Source organism: Comamonas odontotermitis, from assembly GCF_040396735.1.
In the GTDB taxonomy this organism is placed as follows: domain Bacteria; phylum Pseudomonadota; class Gammaproteobacteria; order Burkholderiales; family Burkholderiaceae_C; genus Comamonas; species Comamonas odontotermitis_C.
Map to the genome: position 1 here is coordinate 1 of NZ_JBEBNZ010000025.1, position 17,624 is coordinate 17,624.

At 62.1% G+C, this 17,624-nt stretch carries 14 protein-coding genes and 1 pseudogene; 11 read left to right on the forward strand and 4 right to left on the reverse strand.

Annotated features, from left to right (window positions below):
* Positions 1-734, reverse strand: a pseudogene (gene sucA / locus ACH2DG_RS17275) (2-oxoglutarate dehydrogenase E1 component); the annotation flags it as partial.
* A gap of 246 nt (positions 735-980) precedes the next feature.
* Between sucA and ACH2DG_RS17280 the strand changes: the two are divergent.
* From ACH2DG_RS17280 to prmB, 9 genes are all read left to right on the forward strand, one after another.
* Positions 981-2,072, forward strand: coding sequence for an AI-2E family transporter (locus ACH2DG_RS17280; protein WP_395027616.1), 1,092 nt, complete (start codon positions 981-983; stop codon positions 2,070-2,072).
* A gap of 21 nt (positions 2,073-2,093) precedes the next feature.
* The gene (locus ACH2DG_RS17285) at positions 2,094-3,167 is read left to right on the forward strand and encodes a GTP pyrophosphokinase family protein (protein ID WP_395027617.1); all 1,074 of its coding nucleotides are present in this window, start codon (positions 2,094-2,096) and stop codon (positions 3,165-3,167) included.
* Between the two features lie 184 nt (positions 3,168-3,351).
* A complete protein-coding gene (locus ACH2DG_RS17290; protein WP_395027619.1) occupies positions 3,352-4,680 on the forward strand; it encodes a polyhydroxyalkanoate depolymerase in 1,329 nt (442 codons plus the stop codon).
* A 38-nt stretch (positions 4,681-4,718) separates the two neighbouring features.
* The gene (rsxB, locus tag ACH2DG_RS17295; RefSeq protein WP_395027675.1) at positions 4,719-5,468 is read left to right on the forward strand and encodes an electron transport complex subunit RsxB; all 750 of its coding nucleotides are present in this window, start codon (positions 4,719-4,721) and stop codon (positions 5,466-5,468) included.
* A gap of 93 nt (positions 5,469-5,561) precedes the next feature.
* Positions 5,562-6,770, forward strand: a complete 1,209-nt coding sequence (gene dapC / locus ACH2DG_RS17300) for a succinyldiaminopimelate transaminase (protein ID WP_395027620.1) — start codon at positions 5,562-5,564, stop codon at positions 6,768-6,770.
* A gap of 3 nt (positions 6,771-6,773) precedes the next feature.
* Positions 6,774-7,598, forward strand: coding sequence for a 2,3,4,5-tetrahydropyridine-2,6-dicarboxylate N-succinyltransferase (gene dapD / locus ACH2DG_RS17305; protein WP_224152097.1), 825 nt, complete (start codon positions 6,774-6,776; stop codon positions 7,596-7,598).
* A gap of 192 nt (positions 7,599-7,790) precedes the next feature.
* Positions 7,791-8,951: a PilT/PilU family type 4a pilus ATPase gene (locus tag ACH2DG_RS17310; protein WP_395027622.1), complete on the forward strand. Its 1,161-nt coding sequence runs from the start codon at positions 7,791-7,793 to the stop codon at positions 8,949-8,951.
* Positions 8,952-9,066: 115 nt separating this feature from the next.
* Positions 9,067-10,215: a succinyl-diaminopimelate desuccinylase gene (dapE, locus tag ACH2DG_RS17315; protein WP_395027623.1), complete on the forward strand. Its 1,149-nt coding sequence runs from the start codon at positions 9,067-9,069 to the stop codon at positions 10,213-10,215.
* A gap of 105 nt (positions 10,216-10,320) precedes the next feature.
* Positions 10,321-11,232 carry a 50S ribosomal protein L3 N(5)-glutamine methyltransferase gene (prmB, locus tag ACH2DG_RS17320; protein ID WP_395027624.1) on the forward strand — a complete coding sequence of 304 codons (912 nt, stop codon included), beginning with the start codon at positions 10,321-10,323 and terminating at the stop codon, positions 11,230-11,232.
* A 126-nt stretch (positions 11,233-11,358) separates the two neighbouring features.
* On the opposite strand, the gene ACH2DG_RS17325 is transcribed toward prmB, so the two are convergent.
* Entirely contained in the window at positions 11,359-12,231 is an 873-nt protein-coding gene (locus tag ACH2DG_RS17325) for a ferritin-like domain-containing protein (protein WP_395027626.1), read from the reverse strand.
* Positions 12,232-12,563: 332 nt separating this feature from the next.
* On the opposite strand from ACH2DG_RS17325, the gene ACH2DG_RS17330 reads away from it, so the two are divergent.
* Together ACH2DG_RS17330 and ACH2DG_RS17335 are read left to right on the forward strand one after the other, a co-directional pair.
* Positions 12,564-14,630: an ABC-F family ATP-binding cassette domain-containing protein gene (locus ACH2DG_RS17330; protein ID WP_395027627.1), complete on the forward strand. Its 2,067-nt coding sequence runs from the start codon at positions 12,564-12,566 to the stop codon at positions 14,628-14,630.
* 48 nt (positions 14,631-14,678) lie between these two features.
* A complete protein-coding gene (locus ACH2DG_RS17335; protein ID WP_395027629.1) occupies positions 14,679-14,993 on the forward strand; it encodes a cupin in 315 nt (104 codons plus the stop codon).
* A 54-nt stretch (positions 14,994-15,047) separates the two neighbouring features.
* On the opposite strand, the gene ACH2DG_RS17340 is transcribed toward ACH2DG_RS17335, so the two are convergent.
* Both ACH2DG_RS17340 and ACH2DG_RS17345 read right to left on the reverse strand, forming a co-directional pair.
* Positions 15,048-16,796 (reverse strand): long-chain fatty acid--CoA ligase, encoded by a 1,749-nt coding sequence (locus tag ACH2DG_RS17340; protein WP_395027631.1) that lies wholly within the window; start codon positions 16,794-16,796, stop codon positions 15,048-15,050.
* Positions 16,797-16,898: 102 nt separating this feature from the next.
* The gene (locus ACH2DG_RS17345) at positions 16,899-17,492 is read right to left on the reverse strand and encodes a hypothetical protein (protein ID WP_395027633.1); all 594 of its coding nucleotides are present in this window, start codon (positions 17,490-17,492) and stop codon (positions 16,899-16,901) included.
* Between the last annotated feature and the right edge of the window lie 132 nt (positions 17,493-17,624).

The following is a 17,624-nucleotide window of genomic DNA, read 5'->3' on the forward strand; positions in this document are numbered from 1 at the left end:
GATTCGCCGCCTTCCAGCGAGAAGCGCTTCTGGCCCACATACTTGGTATGCAGGAAACGCTCCAGGCCTTCGGCCGCCGTCAGGCGGTCGAGAATGCGCTTTTTCTGGTCGGCATTGAATGCAGGCTTGCTGCGAATGGCTTCCAGGCGTTGCTGCCACCAGCGTTTCTGGTTCTGGTCGGTGGCATACATGTATTCGGCGCCCAGGGTGCCGCAATAGGTTTCGCGCAGTGCGTTGAGCAGATCGCGCAGAGTCATCGACTCCTTGCCAAAGAACGTGTTGCTCGTGTTGAACACGGTTTCCTGGTCGGCGTCGGTGAAGCCGTAGAACGCTGGATCAAGCTCGGGGATCTCGGGGCGCTCCTGGCGCTTGAGCGGATCGAGATCGGCCCAGCGGGTGCCCACATTGCGGTAGGCAGCAATCAGCTGCTGCACGGCGGTGCGCTTGCGGCCCAGTTCCGAATCGGCACCGGAGGCAACGACCACCTTGGTGCCACCTTGTTTGGCACGTTCGGCAAAGGCGTTGATGACAGGGAGATGAGGAACGTCTTTGTGGTTGCTGCCGTCCGTTGCGGGGACATTTTGCAGTGCGTCAAAGTATGCACGCCACGTATCGGGTACGCTGCCTGGATTGGCCAGGTAGTTTTCGTACATCTCTTCTACGTAGGGGGCATTGCCACCGAAAAGATAGGTATTGCCTTGGTAGGCTTGATACACAGAATTTGTATCGCTCATTTTCTCCGCTGACCTCCGCTTTCCTCTGGAAAGCATTAGCTGGTGCATATAAACAACCTTCCGCGACACGGCTGAACCGGTTGGCGGATGCGACTGTGGCTGGGAAGGGCCGAACGGGGGCTATTGTGCCACTTTCGGCCCATATCGTCCGGCCAGGGGTCTGGCGCGCCAAACGTCTGTTTTGGATGACGCTACAGACCCGCCAAGTCAGATACATTTGCGCTATCTAATTTTGGCTGAATGGCAATGCTCAACACCCGATCTCTTCACGACAAAGCATTTATCTTGCTGTTAATTGCCGTCACCATTGCGTTTTTTGCAGTGTTGTTCCCGTTTCAGGGCGCCGTATTCTGGGGTGTGATCTTTGCCGTGGTGTTTACACCTTTACACAAAAAGATCAGTAGCAAATTCCCCAAATACCCGACTGTTGCGGCCCTGATTACGCTGTCGCTGTGTCTGGTGCTGGTGATCCTGCCATTGATTTTGCTGTCCATCTCGCTGGCCAAGGAGTCCGCCGCGATCTATGAGCGCGTGCATACCGGCCAGATGAATTTTGGCCAGTACTTTCAGCAAATCTACACCGCCCTGCCCCAGTGGCTGATCGACCTGTTGGCCCGCTTCAACCTCAATGACCCCAAGGTCATCCAGGAAAAGATCTCGGGCATTTCGGTGCAGGCCAGCCAGTACGTGGCCACCAAGGTGCTCGCCATCGGCCAGAACACCATGGGTTTCCTGGTGAGCTTCTGCATCATGCTGTACCTGCTGTTCTTCTTCCTGCGCGATGGCAAGGTGCTGGTGCGCAAGATCTATGCCGCTGTACCGCTGGACGATTCGCACAAGCAAAAGCTGGGCGCAAAGTTCATCACTGTGGTGCGCGCCACGGTAAAGGGCAATCTGGCCGTTGCGGCAACCCAGGGCGCACTGGGCGGCATCATCTTCTGGATTCTCGGCATTGACGGCGCCCTGCTGTGGGGCGTGGTGATGGCCTTCCTGTCGCTGCTTCCTGCAGTCGGTGCGGCCATCGTATGGGCACCGGTCGCCATTTACTTTCTGGCAACGGGTGCCACCTGGCAAGGTATCGTGCTGACCGCGTATGGCGCCGGTGTCATGGGCATGGTGGACAATATCCTGCGTCCCCTGCTGGTGGGCAAGGACACCAAGATGCCCGATTACCTGATCCTGATCTCGACGCTGGGCGGCCTGTCCCTCTTTGGCCTGACCGGATTTGTCATCGGCCCGCTGATTGCAGCCCTGTTCATCGCAGTGTGGGATCTGTTTGCGCCACAGGCACAGATTGGCGTGCCCGCAGACAGCCTACCCCCCGACAACCAGAACTGATACGCCGCCTGAAAGCCTGGCATGCCATTTCACGATTTTGAACTTCGCAAACAAGAGTTCCTGGCGGAATACGCCCAGCGCCTGCCCACCCTCAAGGCCGCAGCAGCCTCCTTCAACGCCCTGATCGAGGCGATTCTTCAGGGCCTGCCCGGCGTCAACATCGCCAAGATCGAGTGCCGCGTCAAGAACCCTGAAGAAGCGGTGCGCAAGTTCAAGCGCAAGTACCGCAATGCGCTGGAGGATCGCACCGAAAGCTATGCCATCGGCGACTACATCACCGACCTGATCGGTGTGCGCGTGGTGTGCCTGTACGAGGACGAGCCGCCGGCCATCATGGCCAAGGTGCGCGAGTATTTCGATGTGATCGAGATCACCGACAAGACGGCCCCGATGGAGGATTCCGAATCCGACTTCGGCTACAAGGGCATCCACATGGATCTGCGCTTCAACAACGAGCAGGCGCAGCTCTCGGAGCACATGGCGTATGCCCAGCAGGCATTCGAATTGCAGATTCGCACCATCATCCAGGATTCATGGAGCGAGTTGGACCACAAGATCAAATACAAGAAGTCGATCCCCACCAACCTCAAGCGGCGCATCAACATCCTGTCGGCCCTGTTCGAGCTGGCCGATCGCGAGTTCTTGCAGATCCGCAACGAGACCAACCAGGCGTTGGCCCTGTCGCGCGTCGATACGGACGATGAAGCCGATGCTGCGCCGCAGCCCTATGCGGATGACAGCGAGCCACTGGACGCCTTTGGATTTGTGGCCTTTGGGCAACGCCACTTCCCTGGCTACGATTTCGATCCGCAAAAGGTGGAGTTCTTCATTGACGAACTGGTCAATGATTTTGGCGTGCGCCAGGCGTCCTGGCTGTTTGCCGTGGTGCAAAAGCACATTTCCACAGCCCGCCACTACAAGGCCGATTTTCAGCACCGCTACCCCAGCAGCAGCTTCAATCCATTCACGGTGATGCGCCACTGCCTCTACCTGGAGGACAGGCAGCGCTTCCGCCGCAGCCTGCGCAATTCCGCCCGGGAAGCGTTTGAGGAATGGCTCGAGAACCACCAGCCCGCGCGGCGCACTGCCGTCTGAAAGCACGAGGTCGAATGCCATCCTGGCGCCCCAGGGTTGGCACCTACTCTCGTGCCGCTCCTTAGCGGGTAACAACATTTGTTTACACAAGAAGCGCCGCCCCACCCGTGTTTACGCTGAGAAATTTTGATTCTCGGCGTAACACGGTGCTGTTATATTGCAATGCAACATTAACGGAGTTTTGATGCTGTACCAACTCTACGAAACCCAGCGCGCCCTGATGGAGCCGTTTGCCGAATACGCGCACGCCACATCCAAGATGTTGAGCAATCCACTGTGGCCTGTCAGTCAGACCACCGCTGTCCAGCGCGCTTCGGCGGGCTTCGACCTGCTCTACCGCCTGGGCAAGGATTACGAGAAACCCGCATTCAATATCAACACTATCACCGCTGGCGACCACGACATTGCCGTGCACGAGCGTGTGGAGCTGACCAAGGCCTTTTGCGAACTGCGCCGTTTCAAGCGCTTTTCGGACGATCCGGCCACCCTCACCGCCATGAAGGGGCAGCCTGCCGTACTGATCGTGGCGCCGCTGTCCGGCCACTACGCCACCTTGCTGCGCGAGACCGTGCGCACCATGCTCGAAGGCCACAAGGTCTACATCACCGACTGGACCAATGCCCGGCTGGTGCCCCAGTCGTCTGGAGAGTTCCATCTGGATGACTATGTGAACTATGTGCAGGATTTCATCCGCCATATTCAGGAAATCTATGGCGCTTGCCACGTGGTGAGCGTCTGCCAGCCCACGGTGCCCGTGCTGGCCGCCGTATCGCTGATGGCCAGCCGCGGAGAGCAGACACCGTTGTCGATGACGATGATGGGCGGCCCGATCGATGCGCGCCGCTCCCCCACGGCCGTTAACAACCTCGCAACCACGCACGATATCCAGTGGTTCGAAAACAATGTGATCTACCCGGTGCCAGCCAACTTCCCCGGTGCCGGCCGCAAGGTCTACCCCGGTTTCCTGCAGCATATGGGCTTTGTCAGCATGAACCCGGACCGCCATGCGATGAGCCACTACGACTACTTCAAGGACCTGCTCAAGGGCGATGAGGAAAGTGCAGAACACCACCGCCAGTTCTATGACGAGTACAACGCCGTGCTCGACATGGATGCCGCCTACTACCTGGAAACGCTCAAGACAGTGTTCCAGGACTTTGCACTCGTCAAGGGCACCTGGCAGGTACGCTCGCCCGAAGGTGTGGCAGAACTGGTGCGGCCCCAGGATATCCAGCACACCGCCCTGCTGACGGTGGAAGGTGAACTGGACGATATCTCCGGCTCCGGCCAGACCCAGGCTGCGCACGATCTGTGCACCGGCCTCAAGGGATCGGGAAACCGCCACTTCGAAGTCAAGGGTGCCGGGCACTATGGCATCTTCAGCGGCAAGCGCTGGCGCAACATGGTCTACCCCGTGCTCAAGGACTTCATCCTGGCCCACAGCGAGCTCCCCGCCAAGGCCAGCACGGTAAAATCCACGGTTTCCAAGCAGAGCAACTTGCAAACGGTGTGACCCATCCCCTTTCCTCCGAGCAGCAGCCAGCCTCAGCGCTGGCTGTTTTCATTGATGCCATTGATGAGGCGCTGCCTCAGACCCAATGCACGCGCTGCGGCTACCCTGACTGCCGAGGCTACGCCGAGGCCGTGGCGACGGGCGCAGCAGCCATCAACCAATGCCCTCCCGGCGGAGAGGAAGGCATCGCGCGCCTGGCTGCCATTACAAGCCGCGCCACGCTGCCGTTGAATCCGGACCATGGCGTAGAAGCTCCACGCGTGCTCGCCCGCATCGATGAAAACTGGTGCATCGGCTGCACACTTTGCATCAAGGTCTGCCCCACGGATGCCATTCTGGGCGCCAACAAGCGCATGCACACCATCATTGCCGAGGCCTGTACGGGCTGCGAGTTGTGCCTGCCCGTGTGCCCGGTGGACTGCATCGAACTGGACAATGCCAGCGGAGAGGCCACCGGCTGGGAGGCATGGAGCCAGGAACAGGCTGTCCAGGCACGCAGTCGCTATCAAAAGCATAGTAACAGGCGCGCATCCAGCATGCGCAGACCCGCAAAAGGCCATCAAGCCACACCGGCTGCAGACGAAGACCGCTTGGCCGCCAGCAGTCTGCCCGCCGCCTTGGACACCAGCGCGGCAAGCAGCACATCGGCTGCAATCCCTATGCCGAGCAAGGTTACGAATGGGGACACAACACCAGCAACGACGGCCGCGCCTTCCGACAAAAAGGCGATGATTGCCGCCATTCTGGCCAAGGCCAGGCAACAGCGCGGCGGCTCGAACCAGGCATAGCGGCCAAACGTCGCACAGGCGGCACACAAAGCGACCCAGGCTTGCCCACGTCCTGCGCCAAAGCCATTGCGGCTGCGTGATAATGGTTCGCTTATGAACCCCTTGCTCCAGAAACTGCAGCCCTATCCGTTCGAGCGGCTGCGTCAGCTGTTTGCCAGTGTCACTCCGCCGGCTGACATTCCCCCCATCAGCCTGGGTATCGGCGAGCCGCGCCATCCCACGCCAGCCTTTATCAAGCAAGCCCTGGCCGACAATCTGGCCGGGCTGGCGAGCTACCCCGCCACCGCTGGCACCCCTGCGCTGCGCGACGCGTTCGCGGCCTGGCTGAACACCCGTTACGGACTGCAGGTGGACGGCCAGAAGCACACCCTGCCAGTCAACGGCAGCCGCGAGGCCCTGTTTGCGTTCACCCAGACCGTGGTGGATGCAAGCCAGCCCGATCCCACCGTGCTGTGCCCCAATCCGTTCTACCAGATCTATGAAGGCGCCGCCCTGCTTGCGGGTGCCACGCCCTACTATGTGCCCAGCATTGCCGCCAAAAACTTTGCGGTGGATTGGGACAGCGTGCCCGAAGCCATCTGGCAGCGCACGCAATTGATCTTTGTCTGCTCTCCGGGCAACCCCACCGGTGCGGTGATGCCACTGGAGGAATGGAAGAAGCTGTTCGCGCTGTCGGACCGCTACGGTTTCGTGATTGCGTCGGACGAGTGCTACAGCGAAATCTACTTCCGTGACGAGCCACCGCTGGGCGGCATGGAGGCAGCAGCCAAGCTGGGCCGCACAGACTTCAAGCGGCTGATGTCGTTCACCAGCCTCTCCAAGCGCAGCAATGTGCCCGGCCTGCGCAGCGGCTTTGTCGCAGGCGACGCCGATTTGATCAAGTCTTTTGCGCTGTACCGCACCTACCAGGGCGGCGCCATGTGCCCATCGGTGCAGGCAGCCAGCATTGCGGCCTGGAGCGATGAATCCCATGTGCGGGACAACCGCGAGCAATACCGCAGAAAGTTTGCCGAGGTGACGCCGCTGCTGTCCAGCGTGATGGATGTGCAGCTGCCCGACGCCAGCTTCTACCTGTGGGCTGGCGTGCCCGCGCACATGGGCCTGTCGGATACCGAGTTCGCCCGCGAGCTGTATGCTCAATACAATGTGACGGTTCTGCCGGGCAGCTATCTGGCCCGCGACTTCAACGGTACCAACCCTGGTGCAGGGCGTGTGCGCATGGCATTGGTGGCAGAAACCGCCGAATGCCTGCAGGCAGCCCAGCGCATCGTGCAATTCATTCAATCCTGGAAACAACGTTAAACCATGACGCAACAACTGCAAACCATCATCGAATCCGCCTGGGAAAACCGTACCACCTTGTCGTCCGCCTCGGCCCCCAAGGAAATCGTGGACGCCGTCGAGTACGTCATCAACGCCCTCGACAAGGGTGAGTTGCGCGTGGCCACGCGTGAAGGCGTGGGCCAGTGGACCGTGCACCAGTGGATCAAGAAGGCCGTGCTGCTGTCCTTCCGCCTGAACGACAACGTGCTGATGCAGGCAGGCGCCCTGAACTTCTACGACAAGGTGCCCACCAAGTTCGCCAACATGAATGACATGGACATCGCCGCCACCGGCGTGCGCGTGGTGCCGCCTGCAGTGGCGCGTCGCGGCAGCTTCGTGGCCAAGGGCGCCATCCTGATGCCTTCGTATGTGAACATTGGCGCCTACGTGGGCGAAGGCACCATGGTGGACACCTGGGCGACCGTGGGCTCCTGCGCACAAGTGGGCAAGAACGTCCACCTCTCCGGCGGCGTGGGCCTGGGCGGCGTGCTCGAACCCCTGCAGGCCAACCCCACGATCATTGAGGACAACTGCTTCATCGGCGCCCGCTCCGAAATCGTGGAAGGCGTGATCGTCGAGGAGAACTCCGTGGTGTCGATGGGCGTGTATATCAGCCAATCCACCAAGATCTACAACCGCATGACTGGCGAAGTCACCTACGGCCGCATCCCTTCGGGCTCGGTGGTGGTGAGCGGCTCCATGCCATCGAAGGACGGCAGCCACAGCCTGTACTGCGCCGTGATCGTCAAGCAGGTGACGGCCGAGACCCGCGCCAAGACCAGCATCAACGATCTGCTGCGCGACTGACAGCCCCCTGCCCCCGTATCTCCCAAGCCCTGCCCTGCAGGGCTTTTTCATGGCTGCTGTCAGCGCGCGAGCCATCTCGCAGGCGCAGTCAGGATCGGGATGCGGCATGCGCGCCACATTGGGTCATCTTGGAACAAGCCGTTACCGCTGCAACGCCTACAATCGGGCCGATAAACACCGGAGGGAACAGATATGGGAACCATGGAGCGAATCTTGCGTCTGATGGCTGAAAACAAGGCATCGGACGTCTACCTGTCTGCCAATGCGCCAGCGCTGGTCAAGATCCAGGGCGACTGCATTCCCCTCAACAACCAGATCCTCACACCTGATGCGCCGCGCACCCTGCTGGCCGAGATCGTGCCGCCCGAGCGCATCGAGGAGCTGGACGAGACGGGCGAGTTGAACATGGGCGTGCCGCTCGAAGGCGTGGGACGCTTCCGCGTCAGCGCCATGCACCAGCGCGGCACCTGCGCCGTGGTGATCCGCTATGTACCCAAGGACATTCCCACGCTCGAAGAGCTGGAGCTGCCGGACATCTTTCAGGACCTGATCATGGCCAAGCGCGGCCTGGTGCTGTTCGTGGGTGCCACAGGCTCGGGCAAGAGCACGTCGCTCGCCTCCATGATCGACCATCGCAATGCCAAGCAGACCGGCCATATCCTGACCGTGGAAGACCCGGTCGAATACCTGTTCTCCAACCAGCGCTCCATCATCAACCAGCGAGAAGTCGGCAGCGACACCGCGTCGCTGCAGACCGCGCTCAAGAATGCGCTGCGCCAGGCGCCCGATGTGATCATGATCGGCGAAATCCGTGACCGTGAAACCATGTCGGCCGCCATTGCCTACGCACAGTCGGGCCACCTGTGCCTAGCCACCCTGCACGGCAACAACAGCTACCATGCACTCAACCGGATTCTGAGCTTCTACCCCGTGGAGGTACGCCCCACCATGTTGGGCGACCTGGCATCCGCCTTGCGCGCCGTCATCTCGCAGCGCCTCGTCAAGGCGGTCTCCGGCAAGCGCACTGCAGCCATCGAGGTGATGCTCAACACCCAGCTGGTAAGCGAGATGATCGAGCAAGGCGATTTCTCCGGCGTGCGCGAGGCCATGGAAAAATCGATGGCCGAAGGCTCGGTCACCTTCGAAGGCGCGCTGGCGACCCTCATCAACAGCGGCAAGATCAGCCGCGAAGAAGGCCTGGCCAACTCCGACTCGCCCACCAACCTGATGTGGCGCCTGCAGAACGACTTCCAGATGGCCGCCAATGCAGCCAAGGCACAGGTAGCGGCGCAGCAGGAGCCCGATGACTCTGCCTCGTTCACCGAAATCGTGCTGGATGTGAACCAAGAGTAAGATAGCGACCGCTGGCAGCCCTGGGCATGCCGGCGCCGCTCCCCATCTCTGACCATGCGGCCTGCGGGCCGCATTGTTTTATCCTTCTCCGCCCTGCTGCATTGCACTTTCCGATATGTCCCGTACCCTGCAATTGACCGAGCAACTGATCGCCCGCCCCTCGGTAACGCCCCAAGACGAAGGCTGCCTGGAAATGATCGCCAGCCTGCTATCGCCGCTTGGCTTTGTGTGCGAGCGCCTGGACAGCGGCCCTGCCGACTTCCGCGTGAGCAACCTCTGGGCCTTGCGCAACAGCAGCGTGGTGGGTGCCAGGACGGTGGTCCTCGTGGGCCATACCGATGTGGTGCCAACAGGCCCGATGGAGCAGTGGAACTCGCACCCCTTCACCCCTTCGCACCGGGACGGCAAGCTGTATGGCCGAGGCGCCAGCGATATGAAAACCTCTGTTGCCGCCTTTGTGGTGGCTGCCGAGGAGTTCGTCGCACAACACCCCGATGCACCGCTGAACATCGCCATTTTGCTCACCAGCGATGAAGAAGGCCCCAGCGTGGACGGCACCGCCATCGTGGTGGAAGCGCTCAAGAAGCGTGGCCAGAAGCTCGATTACTGCGTGGTGGGCGAGCCCACGGCGGTCAGCAGGCTGGGCGACATGATCAAGAACGGCCGCCGTGGCAGCCTGACAGGCAAGCTCACGGTGCATGGCGTCCAGGGCCATATCGCCTACCCACAACTGGCGCGCAACCCCATCCACCAGGCGCTGGCCGCGCTCGACGAGCTGGCCAAAACGGTATGGGACGAGGGCAATGCCTTCTTCCCACCCACGAGCTTTCAGATGAGCAATATCCACGCCGGCACCGGCGCGGGCAACGTCATTCCTGGCCAGATGGTGGTAGATTTCAATTTCCGCTTCTGCACCGAATCCACGGCCGAAAGCCTCAAGGCGCGCGTCAAATCCACCCTGGAGCGCCATGCCCTCGAATACGACCTGAAGTGGACGTTGGGCGGCAAACCTTTCCTGACCACACCCGGCCCCTTGGTGGCTGCTGTGCAGCAGGCGGTGCGCGACGAAGTCGGCATTGAGACCGAACTCTCGACCACCGGCGGCACCAGTGATGGCCGCTTCATCGCCGAAATCTGCCCCGAAATCATCGAAATCGGCCCGCCCAATGCATCCATCCACAAGATCGATGAGCATGTGGCGCTGGCAGACATTGAGCCCCTCAAGAACATCTACCGCCGCATTCTGGAAAATCTGGGCAAGTAAATCGTTTTGCCGCATGAACAGATCGTGGCCGATAGCTGCAGCTTGCCGTCGGCTGGCCCTGCCGCGCCTACAATCGCCTTTACATTTGTTCACCCCGTTTCTGCCATGACCACCATCCGCACCTTGATCGACGACAGCGCAGCTGCACTCACCGCCGCCGTGGTGCACTTTGGCCATGGCACCACCAACGCCCAGGATGAAGCCGCCTGGCTGGTGCTGTGGGCCCTGGGCCTGCCGATGGATGTGGACAGCAGCACGGAAGGCGAAGATGCCGTGGGCGCCCGCCCGGTCAGCGACGCCGACCGCGCCCGGGTGCAAGCCCTCGTAGAGCAGCGCATCACCACGCGCAAACCCGCCGCCTACCTGACGCAGCAGGCCTGGCTGCAAGGCGTGCCCTTCTATATTGACGAGCGCTCCATCGTGCCGCGTAGCCTGATTGCCGAGCTGCTGGCCGACGGCAGCATTGACGAATGGCTGAGCACCACCACCCACCAGGTGCTCGATCTGTGCACCGGCAATGGCAGCCTGGCCTGCCTGGCGGCCATGGCCTACCCCGACGTGGCCGTGACCGGCGCCGACCTCTCCCCCGATGCGCTGGCGGTTGCCCGCATCAATGTCGAAAAGCACGGCCTGCAGGACCGCGTCACGCTCGTGCAGTCCAACGGCATGGCACAGGCGCGCGGCCCCTGGGATCTGATTCTGTGCAACCCGCCCTATGTGAACGCCGACAGCATGGCGCGCCTGCCCCTGGAATACCGTGCCGAGCCTGTAATGGCGCTGGCTGGCGGCAAGGACGGCATGGATTTTGTGCGCCTGCTGGTGCGCGACCTGCCCCAGCGCCTGACCGAAGATGGCGTGCTGGTGCTGGAGATCGGCAATGAGCGCGAGCATTTTGAAGCCGCCTTCCGCGGCCTGCCCGTGTTCTGGATGAATACCAGCGCCGGCGACGACCAGGTGCTGCTGCTGACGCGCGACGCACTCGTGCACTGGATGCATGAGCAGCCGACACAGTTCTGAAACAGTTCTGAGGACGCCGCCCCGTCAAATTGCTATATATTAAATAGCATATAGCGCTTACCCATTAAGCACCAAAGGTTCTTTTCATCCAAATTCACCAGCGCATCCAGCGCAACGGATGGGCGGCTAGTACGCCATCACCTTGCACGCCAGCTTGCTGATGGGCCCGTGCAGATAGCCTTCCAGCCTGGGCGGCAGCAGCAAGGGCTTGAGCAACATGCGTACCGCCATATCGGCTGGCAGGCCGGTGCTCACCAGGTGGTAGATGCGCTGGGCCACGTCCTCGAACCGACGCTCCGGCGTGCAGAAAAGCGGCCCCTTGTGCGCAAACACGTGGCGCAGTGCCACATCCGAGTCACTCTCGCGCAATTCCTTCAAGCGGCTGTACAGGGCCCCGGCAATGCGGGTGCGGCCAATCGGCGCTTCCTGCTGCAGCTTCTTGAAGTAGGCCAGAAAGTGCTTGAAATGTCCCACCTCATCGTTGCGGATGTGGCCCAGCAGTTGCGTCAGCACCGGCTCGTGGCTGAGCTCGCGCAGGGTATGGTAGTAGGCCGTGGTGCCTGTTTCCACCACGCAGCGCGCCACCATCTCCAGCCGCCGGTCGCTGAACAGCTCTTCCACGGTGCACAGTTGCGAATATTCGGCAAAAAAACTGTCGTAGGCCTGCTGCCACGGAAAGCCGGGCCACACGGTTTCCACATAGCGGCGCAGCGATGCGCCGTGCTGCAGTTCCTCATGCTCCCACTCCTGCACCAGCCAGTCGCTGATCTGCGGGTACTGCGCGTAGTGCTCGCCCAGGTTGGCGGCATAGGTGTCCGAGCCCGTCTCCACAAATGAAGCACTCATCAGCAGATAGAACAGATCCTCGTCGCCTTCGATGGCGGCGCGGTCTATGCGGTGGTAGGGAATATCGTCGATCTTCCAGTGACCGCGCGGCTGCGCAGTGTCGGGCCCGGTGTTGCCTTGCGGAACCCGGTTTTGCGATGTTGTCGCTGTCATGGCGCTTTCCTTGTCTTGACCCAGGGCTGCAGTCCCTGTCTGTCAAGCCACAGCCCGTGTGTGACTGCAGTATGACCAGTGCGTGTCCATTGAATGACGGCAATGCTGTGAATCATCTTAACGATTGCATCTCCACGCAACAATCCATCTGCCACTCGATGGCGGCAATGGCCTACAAATTCAGCGGCCTGCATGCCGCTCGCAGGCCCACTCCACCCAACATGCACTTGCAGCCGTAGCGATTTGCCACAGATGGGGCGATGCAGGCCTGCGCCTTCATAGAGCCCCCGCAACCTGCTGGAGAGGGCCTCGCGGCGATAATCCCCCCAGTCATGATTACGCTGAAAAACATTACGCTGCGCCGCGGCACCAAGGTTCTGCTCGACCAGGTGAACGCCACCATCAACCCCGGAGAGTCTGTCGGACTTGTGGGCCGCAACGGAGCGGGCAAATCCACCCTGTTTGCGCTGCTGAACGGTTCGCTGTCCGAAGACGGAGGCGATTTCTACATTCCTGCGCAATGGCGCATGGCCCAGGTGGCCCAGCACATGCCCGAGACCACCGAATCGGCCACCCAGTTCGTGCTGGACGGTGATACGCGCCTGGTAGAGGTGAATGCGCAGCTGCTGGCCGCCGAAGAAACGGGCGACGGCATGGCCATCGCCCAGGCCCATGCCGATCTGCACGATGCCGGGGCGCATGACGCCACGGCCCGCGCACAGGCCCTGATCCTGGGCCTGGGTTTCAAGGTGTCGGAGCTGGACCAGCCCGTCAACAGCTTCTCGGGCGGCTGGCGCATGCGCCTGCAGCTGGCCCGCGCGCTGATGTGCCCCAGCGACCTGCTGCTGCTTGACGAACCCACCAACCACCTGGACCTGGACGCCCTCGTCTGGCTGGAAGCCTGGCTCAAGCGCTATCCCGGCACGCTGATCACCATCAGCCACGACCGCGAGTTTCTCGACGCCATCACCAATGTCACCCTGCATATCGAAAATGCGCGGCTGACCCGCTACGGGGGCAACTACAGCAAGTTCGAAGAACTGCAGGCCCAGCAGTTGGAGCTGCAGCAATCATCGTTCGAGCGCCAGCAGGACAAGATTGCCCACCTGCAGAAGTTCATCGACCGCTTCAAGGCCAAGGCCAGCAAGGCCAAGCAGGCACAAAGCCGCATGAAGCAGATCGAGCGCATGGAAAAAGTGGCTCCGGTGCTGGCCGCCGCAGAATTCACCTTCGAATTCAAGGAGCCCGCCAACCTGCCCAACCCCATGCTGGCCATCACCGATGCTGCTTTCGGCTATACCGACGAGCAGGATCAGGAAACCGTGATCCTGCGGGACGTGAGCCGCTCCGTGCTCGCAGGCCAGCGCATCGGCATCCTGGGTGCCAATGGCCAGGGTAAATCCACCCTGGTCAAGACCATCGCCCGGGAAATGAAGGCGCTCGCCGGCAAGGTGACCGAGGGCAAGGGACTGAACATCGGCTACTTTGCCCAGCAGGAGCTGGACGTGCTGCGCCCGGAAGAAAACCCGCTCGAGCACATGATCCGCCTGGCCAAGGAAATCGGCGCAGCAGGCAACAGTGCGCGCGAGCAGGACCTGCGCAGCTACCTGGGCACCTTCAATTTCAGCGGCGACATGGTCAAGCAGGCTGTGGGCAGCATGAGCGGCGGAGAAAAAGCCCGCCTCGTGCTGGCCATGATCGTGTGGCAACGCCCCAACCTGCTGCTGCTCGACGAGCCGACCAACCACCTGGATCTGGCAACCCGCGAAGCCCTGGCCATGGCCATCAACGATTTCGATGGCACCGTCATGCTCGTCTCCCACGACCGGCACCTGCTGCGTGCCGTCTGCGAAGACTTCTGGCTGGTGGGCCGTGGCAAGGTCGGCCCGTTTGACGGCGATCTGGACGACTACCAGCGCTACCTGCTCGACGAATCCAAGCGCCTGCGCGAAGAGGCCCGGCAGGCAGAGCAGGACGCACGCGGCCAGAATGCGGAGGGAAATCAGCCTCTCACGCCCACGCAGCAAGCACCAGATGCTCCTGAATTAGTAGTATCAGAACCTGCCGCGCCTAAGCAGGCCGCGCCTAAGACAGAAGCCGCATTCGATCCCAAGGAAGCCCGCCGCCAGGCCGCAGCCGCGCGCCAGCAACTGGCCGACAAGACCAAGCCCTTCAAGAAAGAGCTGGAACAGATCGACAAGAAGCTCCCGCAGCTTGCCACTGAGCGCAGCGCGCTGGAAGAAAAGCTGGCCACGCCCGGCCTGTCCGGCCCCGACGTGGTGGAAGCCGGCAAGCAGCTTGCTGCCGTCAACAACAGCATCGAGCAACTGGAAGAGCGCTGGCTGGAGCTGTCCGAGCAGATCGAAGCGATTGCCCAGGAGCTGGGCGCGACGGCCTGATTGCCAGCACCACCGCCCAAAGCGTCAACCCGCCCCCAGGACCACCGCATGCAACGCACGATTCGCAGCAAGGAATTCACCGCCGAGCGCGCCTGGGGCGCGCTGGACATCGCCCACCTGGGCGGCACCAGCGTGCGCCTGCACTGGACGGACCAGCCCTATATCTGGCACGTCAACGATGGCGAGGAAGTTTTTGCAGTCATGGACGGCACGGTGGTCATGCACTACCGCGAAGCCGGTGTTGAAAAACATGTCACCTTGCACAGCGGCGACATTTTCCATGCCGGTATCGGCTGCGAGCATGTGGCGCACCCGCAGGGCGCAGCGCGAATTCTGGTGTTCGAGAAGGCGGGCAGCGTCTAGGCCCGCAACGCCACCTCAAGCCAAAACAGGCCCAAGCGCGCACCCTGCTTGCACCTACCGCTCCTTTTCCTGCAGCAAACGCCACATCACCTTGCCGCTGCCACTCTTGGGCAGCTGATCGACCAGCTGCACAATGCGCGGCGCCTTGTACACCGCCATGTGTTCGTGGCACCAGGCGATGATGTCCTGCTCGCTCACCTGCCCCTGGTGTGAAGGGCGCAGCACCACCACGGCCTTCACCGTCTCGCCCCGGTACGGGTCGCTGGCGGAGATCACACAGGCCTCCAGAATGGCGGGGTGGCGGTACATCAGGCTCTCCACCTCGGCAGGCCATACCTTGTAGCCGCTGGCGTTGATCATGCGCTTCAAGCGGTCGGTCAGGAAAAAGTAGCCATCCTCATCGCGGTACCCCAGGTCTCCGGTGCGAAAAAAGCGCTCACCGCCCACCTGCACAAAACTGGTCTGCGTTGCGCCGGGCTGCTTCCAGTAGCCTTGCAGCACCTGCGGGCCACGCACCACAATCTCGCCCACCTCACCGGCTGGCAGTTCCTGTAGCGTGTCAGGGTCGATCACCTTGGACTGCATGCCGATGTGCGGCACGCCCAGGCATTGCTGCTTGGGATGCTCGTAAGGATTGGCGTGCGAGGCCCCGCAGGTCTCGGTCATGCCATAGCCTTCGATGTAATCGAGCCCCCACAGATCCTTGATGCGCTGGGCCACGGGCTGCGGCATGGCGGCACCGCCACCACCGATGTAGACAAGGCTGCGCATATCCACCTGCGCCAACTGGGGGCTGGCCAGCAGATCCACCACCATGGTCGGAATATTGGCCCAGTGCGTCACACGCCAGCGCAGCATCAGGCCCGCAGCCAGGTTGCGATCCCAGCGCGGCATGATGACCAGGGTTGCCCCCGCGCCAATCAGCACATGCATGACCGAGACCATGCCGGTGATGTGGAACATGGGCGCCACCACCAGATTGACGCTTTCGCTGCTTTGCCGCCCCCACAGCAGGCCCGCCTGCACCGCGTGCTGGATGTGGCTGTGCGCATGGATGCACCCCTTGGGCTTGCCCGTGGTGCCGCTGGTATAGGGCAGGATTGCCATGTCGGCAGCGCCCACGCTGTGGGGTGGCGGGGCCTTGGTGCACTGCAACGCCTGCTGCCACGATGCCACCGAAGCTCCGGGCATCAGGCTGGCATCCGGCAACGCATGCTCACCCAGCAGCCAGGCCGCCCAGGCCTGCGGAAAATCGGCCTGCTGCTGCACCTGGGGCGGCATGGCATCGGCAAAGCGGGTGACGAGCAGGTGGCGCAGCGGCTCCGCCCCAGGCATCTGGCTCACCTGGTGGTTGGCCTGTGCCAGTGCGCCCGCCAGATCGGCAGTGGTGATGGCCACACGCGCATCCGCATCGGTGATGTAGTGCGCCAGCTCATCGGCCGTGTTCATGGGATTGACGGGCACCACCACCGCATTGGCGCGCAGAATGGCATAGTGCGCCAGCACCAGTTGCGGGCAGTTCTGCATCAGCAGGATCACGCGGTCGCCCCGCTGCACACCCTGTGCATGCAAGTGCGCCGCCAGCCGCTCAGTGATGTGTTCCATCTGCCGGTAGGTGATGACCTGCTCGAAGAACACCAGGGCCGCATGATCGGGGTAGCGCCGCGCATTGACCGCCAGGTTGTCCCATACCGAAGTCTGCGGCACCGTCAGCCGCATGGGCACGCGCCCTGGCCAGTAGCGCGTGGGCACGGGCGGCGGCGAAGCAGGTGCAGGGGACGGGGCGGCGAAGGAAGCAGTCATGGCGCGATCCGGTGCAATCAATATATCTGCGCCAGTATCGCCAACCGCCCTGCCCGGCAGGGGTCGCGTACGGGACGGCTGCGTGCCGCCACCCCTGCCAGGTCAAAACCCGATGGCTCCAGCCTGTGACCGCACCCAGTGCAGCACGGGCTGCCATTGCTGCGCCGCGCATTGCAGCGCAGCAAACTGCGGATGGCTGTCGTCCGCCTCGCGGTATGCCCGGTCAGCCATCACCGCGTCCTGCCACATCTGCGCCTGCTGCTCCACCTGTGCTTGCTGAAACTGCGCCAGCAAACTCCCGGATGATTCGCACAGGGTGTAGTGGTAAGGATTGCTTCCATGGCGCCAAAAACGCCATTGCAGCCGCAGCGCATCGCGCGTCACCGCCCGGCCCTGCAGCCGCTGCCAATGGTGAAAGGCCTCGTGCATCAACCAGCCGGTGATCATCGGATGGTTCAGCCGCAAGGGCTGGCGTGGATCGTCGCCCGCAAAGCAATACCTCGGAAACGACAGAAAGCCGCCATTGAAGGACAAGGCGCGCCGCGTATCACCCAGCCGCCGCAAATGCACGCGCATGCGGCGCCAGCGGGGATCGGCCGGCTCGCCAAAATATTGCGCGAGCAAAGCCCATTCCGCCGCGCACAGAGGGCGCGACCAGAACAGCGCCCGGCGGCAGCCCGCCACGAGAGATGTCATCTTCACGCCGGTGATTGTGGCATCGCCAGCGGCCTTGCAATGCCTTCTGCCCGCAGATACACGCCGCGTGCCTGACCCCATCGGCCGCCGCAACGCTGGCCAGCGCCGCGTCATGGTGCACGGCAGCACTTC

Bases quoted from the DNA above. Each gene is read 5' to 3' on its own strand.
- ACH2DG_RS17280 (WP_395027616.1), top strand. From the start codon at position 981: ATGCTCAACACCCGATCTCTTCACGACAAAGCATTTATCTTGCTGTTA.
- ACH2DG_RS17330 (WP_395027627.1), top strand. From the start codon at position 12,564: ATGATTACGCTGAAAAACATTACGCTGCGCCGCGGCACCAAGGTTCTG.
- dapD (WP_224152097.1), top strand. From the start codon at position 6,774: ATGACGCAACAACTGCAAACCATCATCGAATCCGCCTGGGAAAACCGT.
- ACH2DG_RS17285 (WP_395027617.1), top strand. From the start codon at position 2,094: ATGCCATTTCACGATTTTGAACTTCGCAAACAAGAGTTCCTGGCGGAA.
- ACH2DG_RS17325 (WP_395027626.1), bottom strand. From the start codon at position 12,231: ATGACAGCGACAACATCGCAAAACCGGGTTCCGCAAGGCAACACCGGG.
- ACH2DG_RS17335 (WP_395027629.1), top strand. From the start codon at position 14,679: ATGCAACGCACGATTCGCAGCAAGGAATTCACCGCCGAGCGCGCCTGG.
- dapC (WP_395027620.1), top strand. From the start codon at position 5,562: ATGAACCCCTTGCTCCAGAAACTGCAGCCCTATCCGTTCGAGCGGCTG.
- ACH2DG_RS17345 (WP_395027633.1), bottom strand. From the start codon at position 17,492: ATGACATCTCTCGTGGCGGGCTGCCGCCGGGCGCTGTTCTGGTCGCGC.
- ACH2DG_RS17310 (WP_395027622.1), top strand. From the start codon at position 7,791: ATGGGAACCATGGAGCGAATCTTGCGTCTGATGGCTGAAAACAAGGCA.
- prmB (WP_395027624.1), top strand. From the start codon at position 10,321: ATGACCACCATCCGCACCTTGATCGACGACAGCGCAGCTGCACTCACC.
- dapE (WP_395027623.1), top strand. From the start codon at position 9,067: ATGTCCCGTACCCTGCAATTGACCGAGCAACTGATCGCCCGCCCCTCG.
- ACH2DG_RS17290 (WP_395027619.1), top strand. From the start codon at position 3,352: ATGCTGTACCAACTCTACGAAACCCAGCGCGCCCTGATGGAGCCGTTT.
- ACH2DG_RS17340 (WP_395027631.1), bottom strand. From the start codon at position 16,796: ATGACTGCTTCCTTCGCCGCCCCGTCCCCTGCACCTGCTTCGCCGCCG.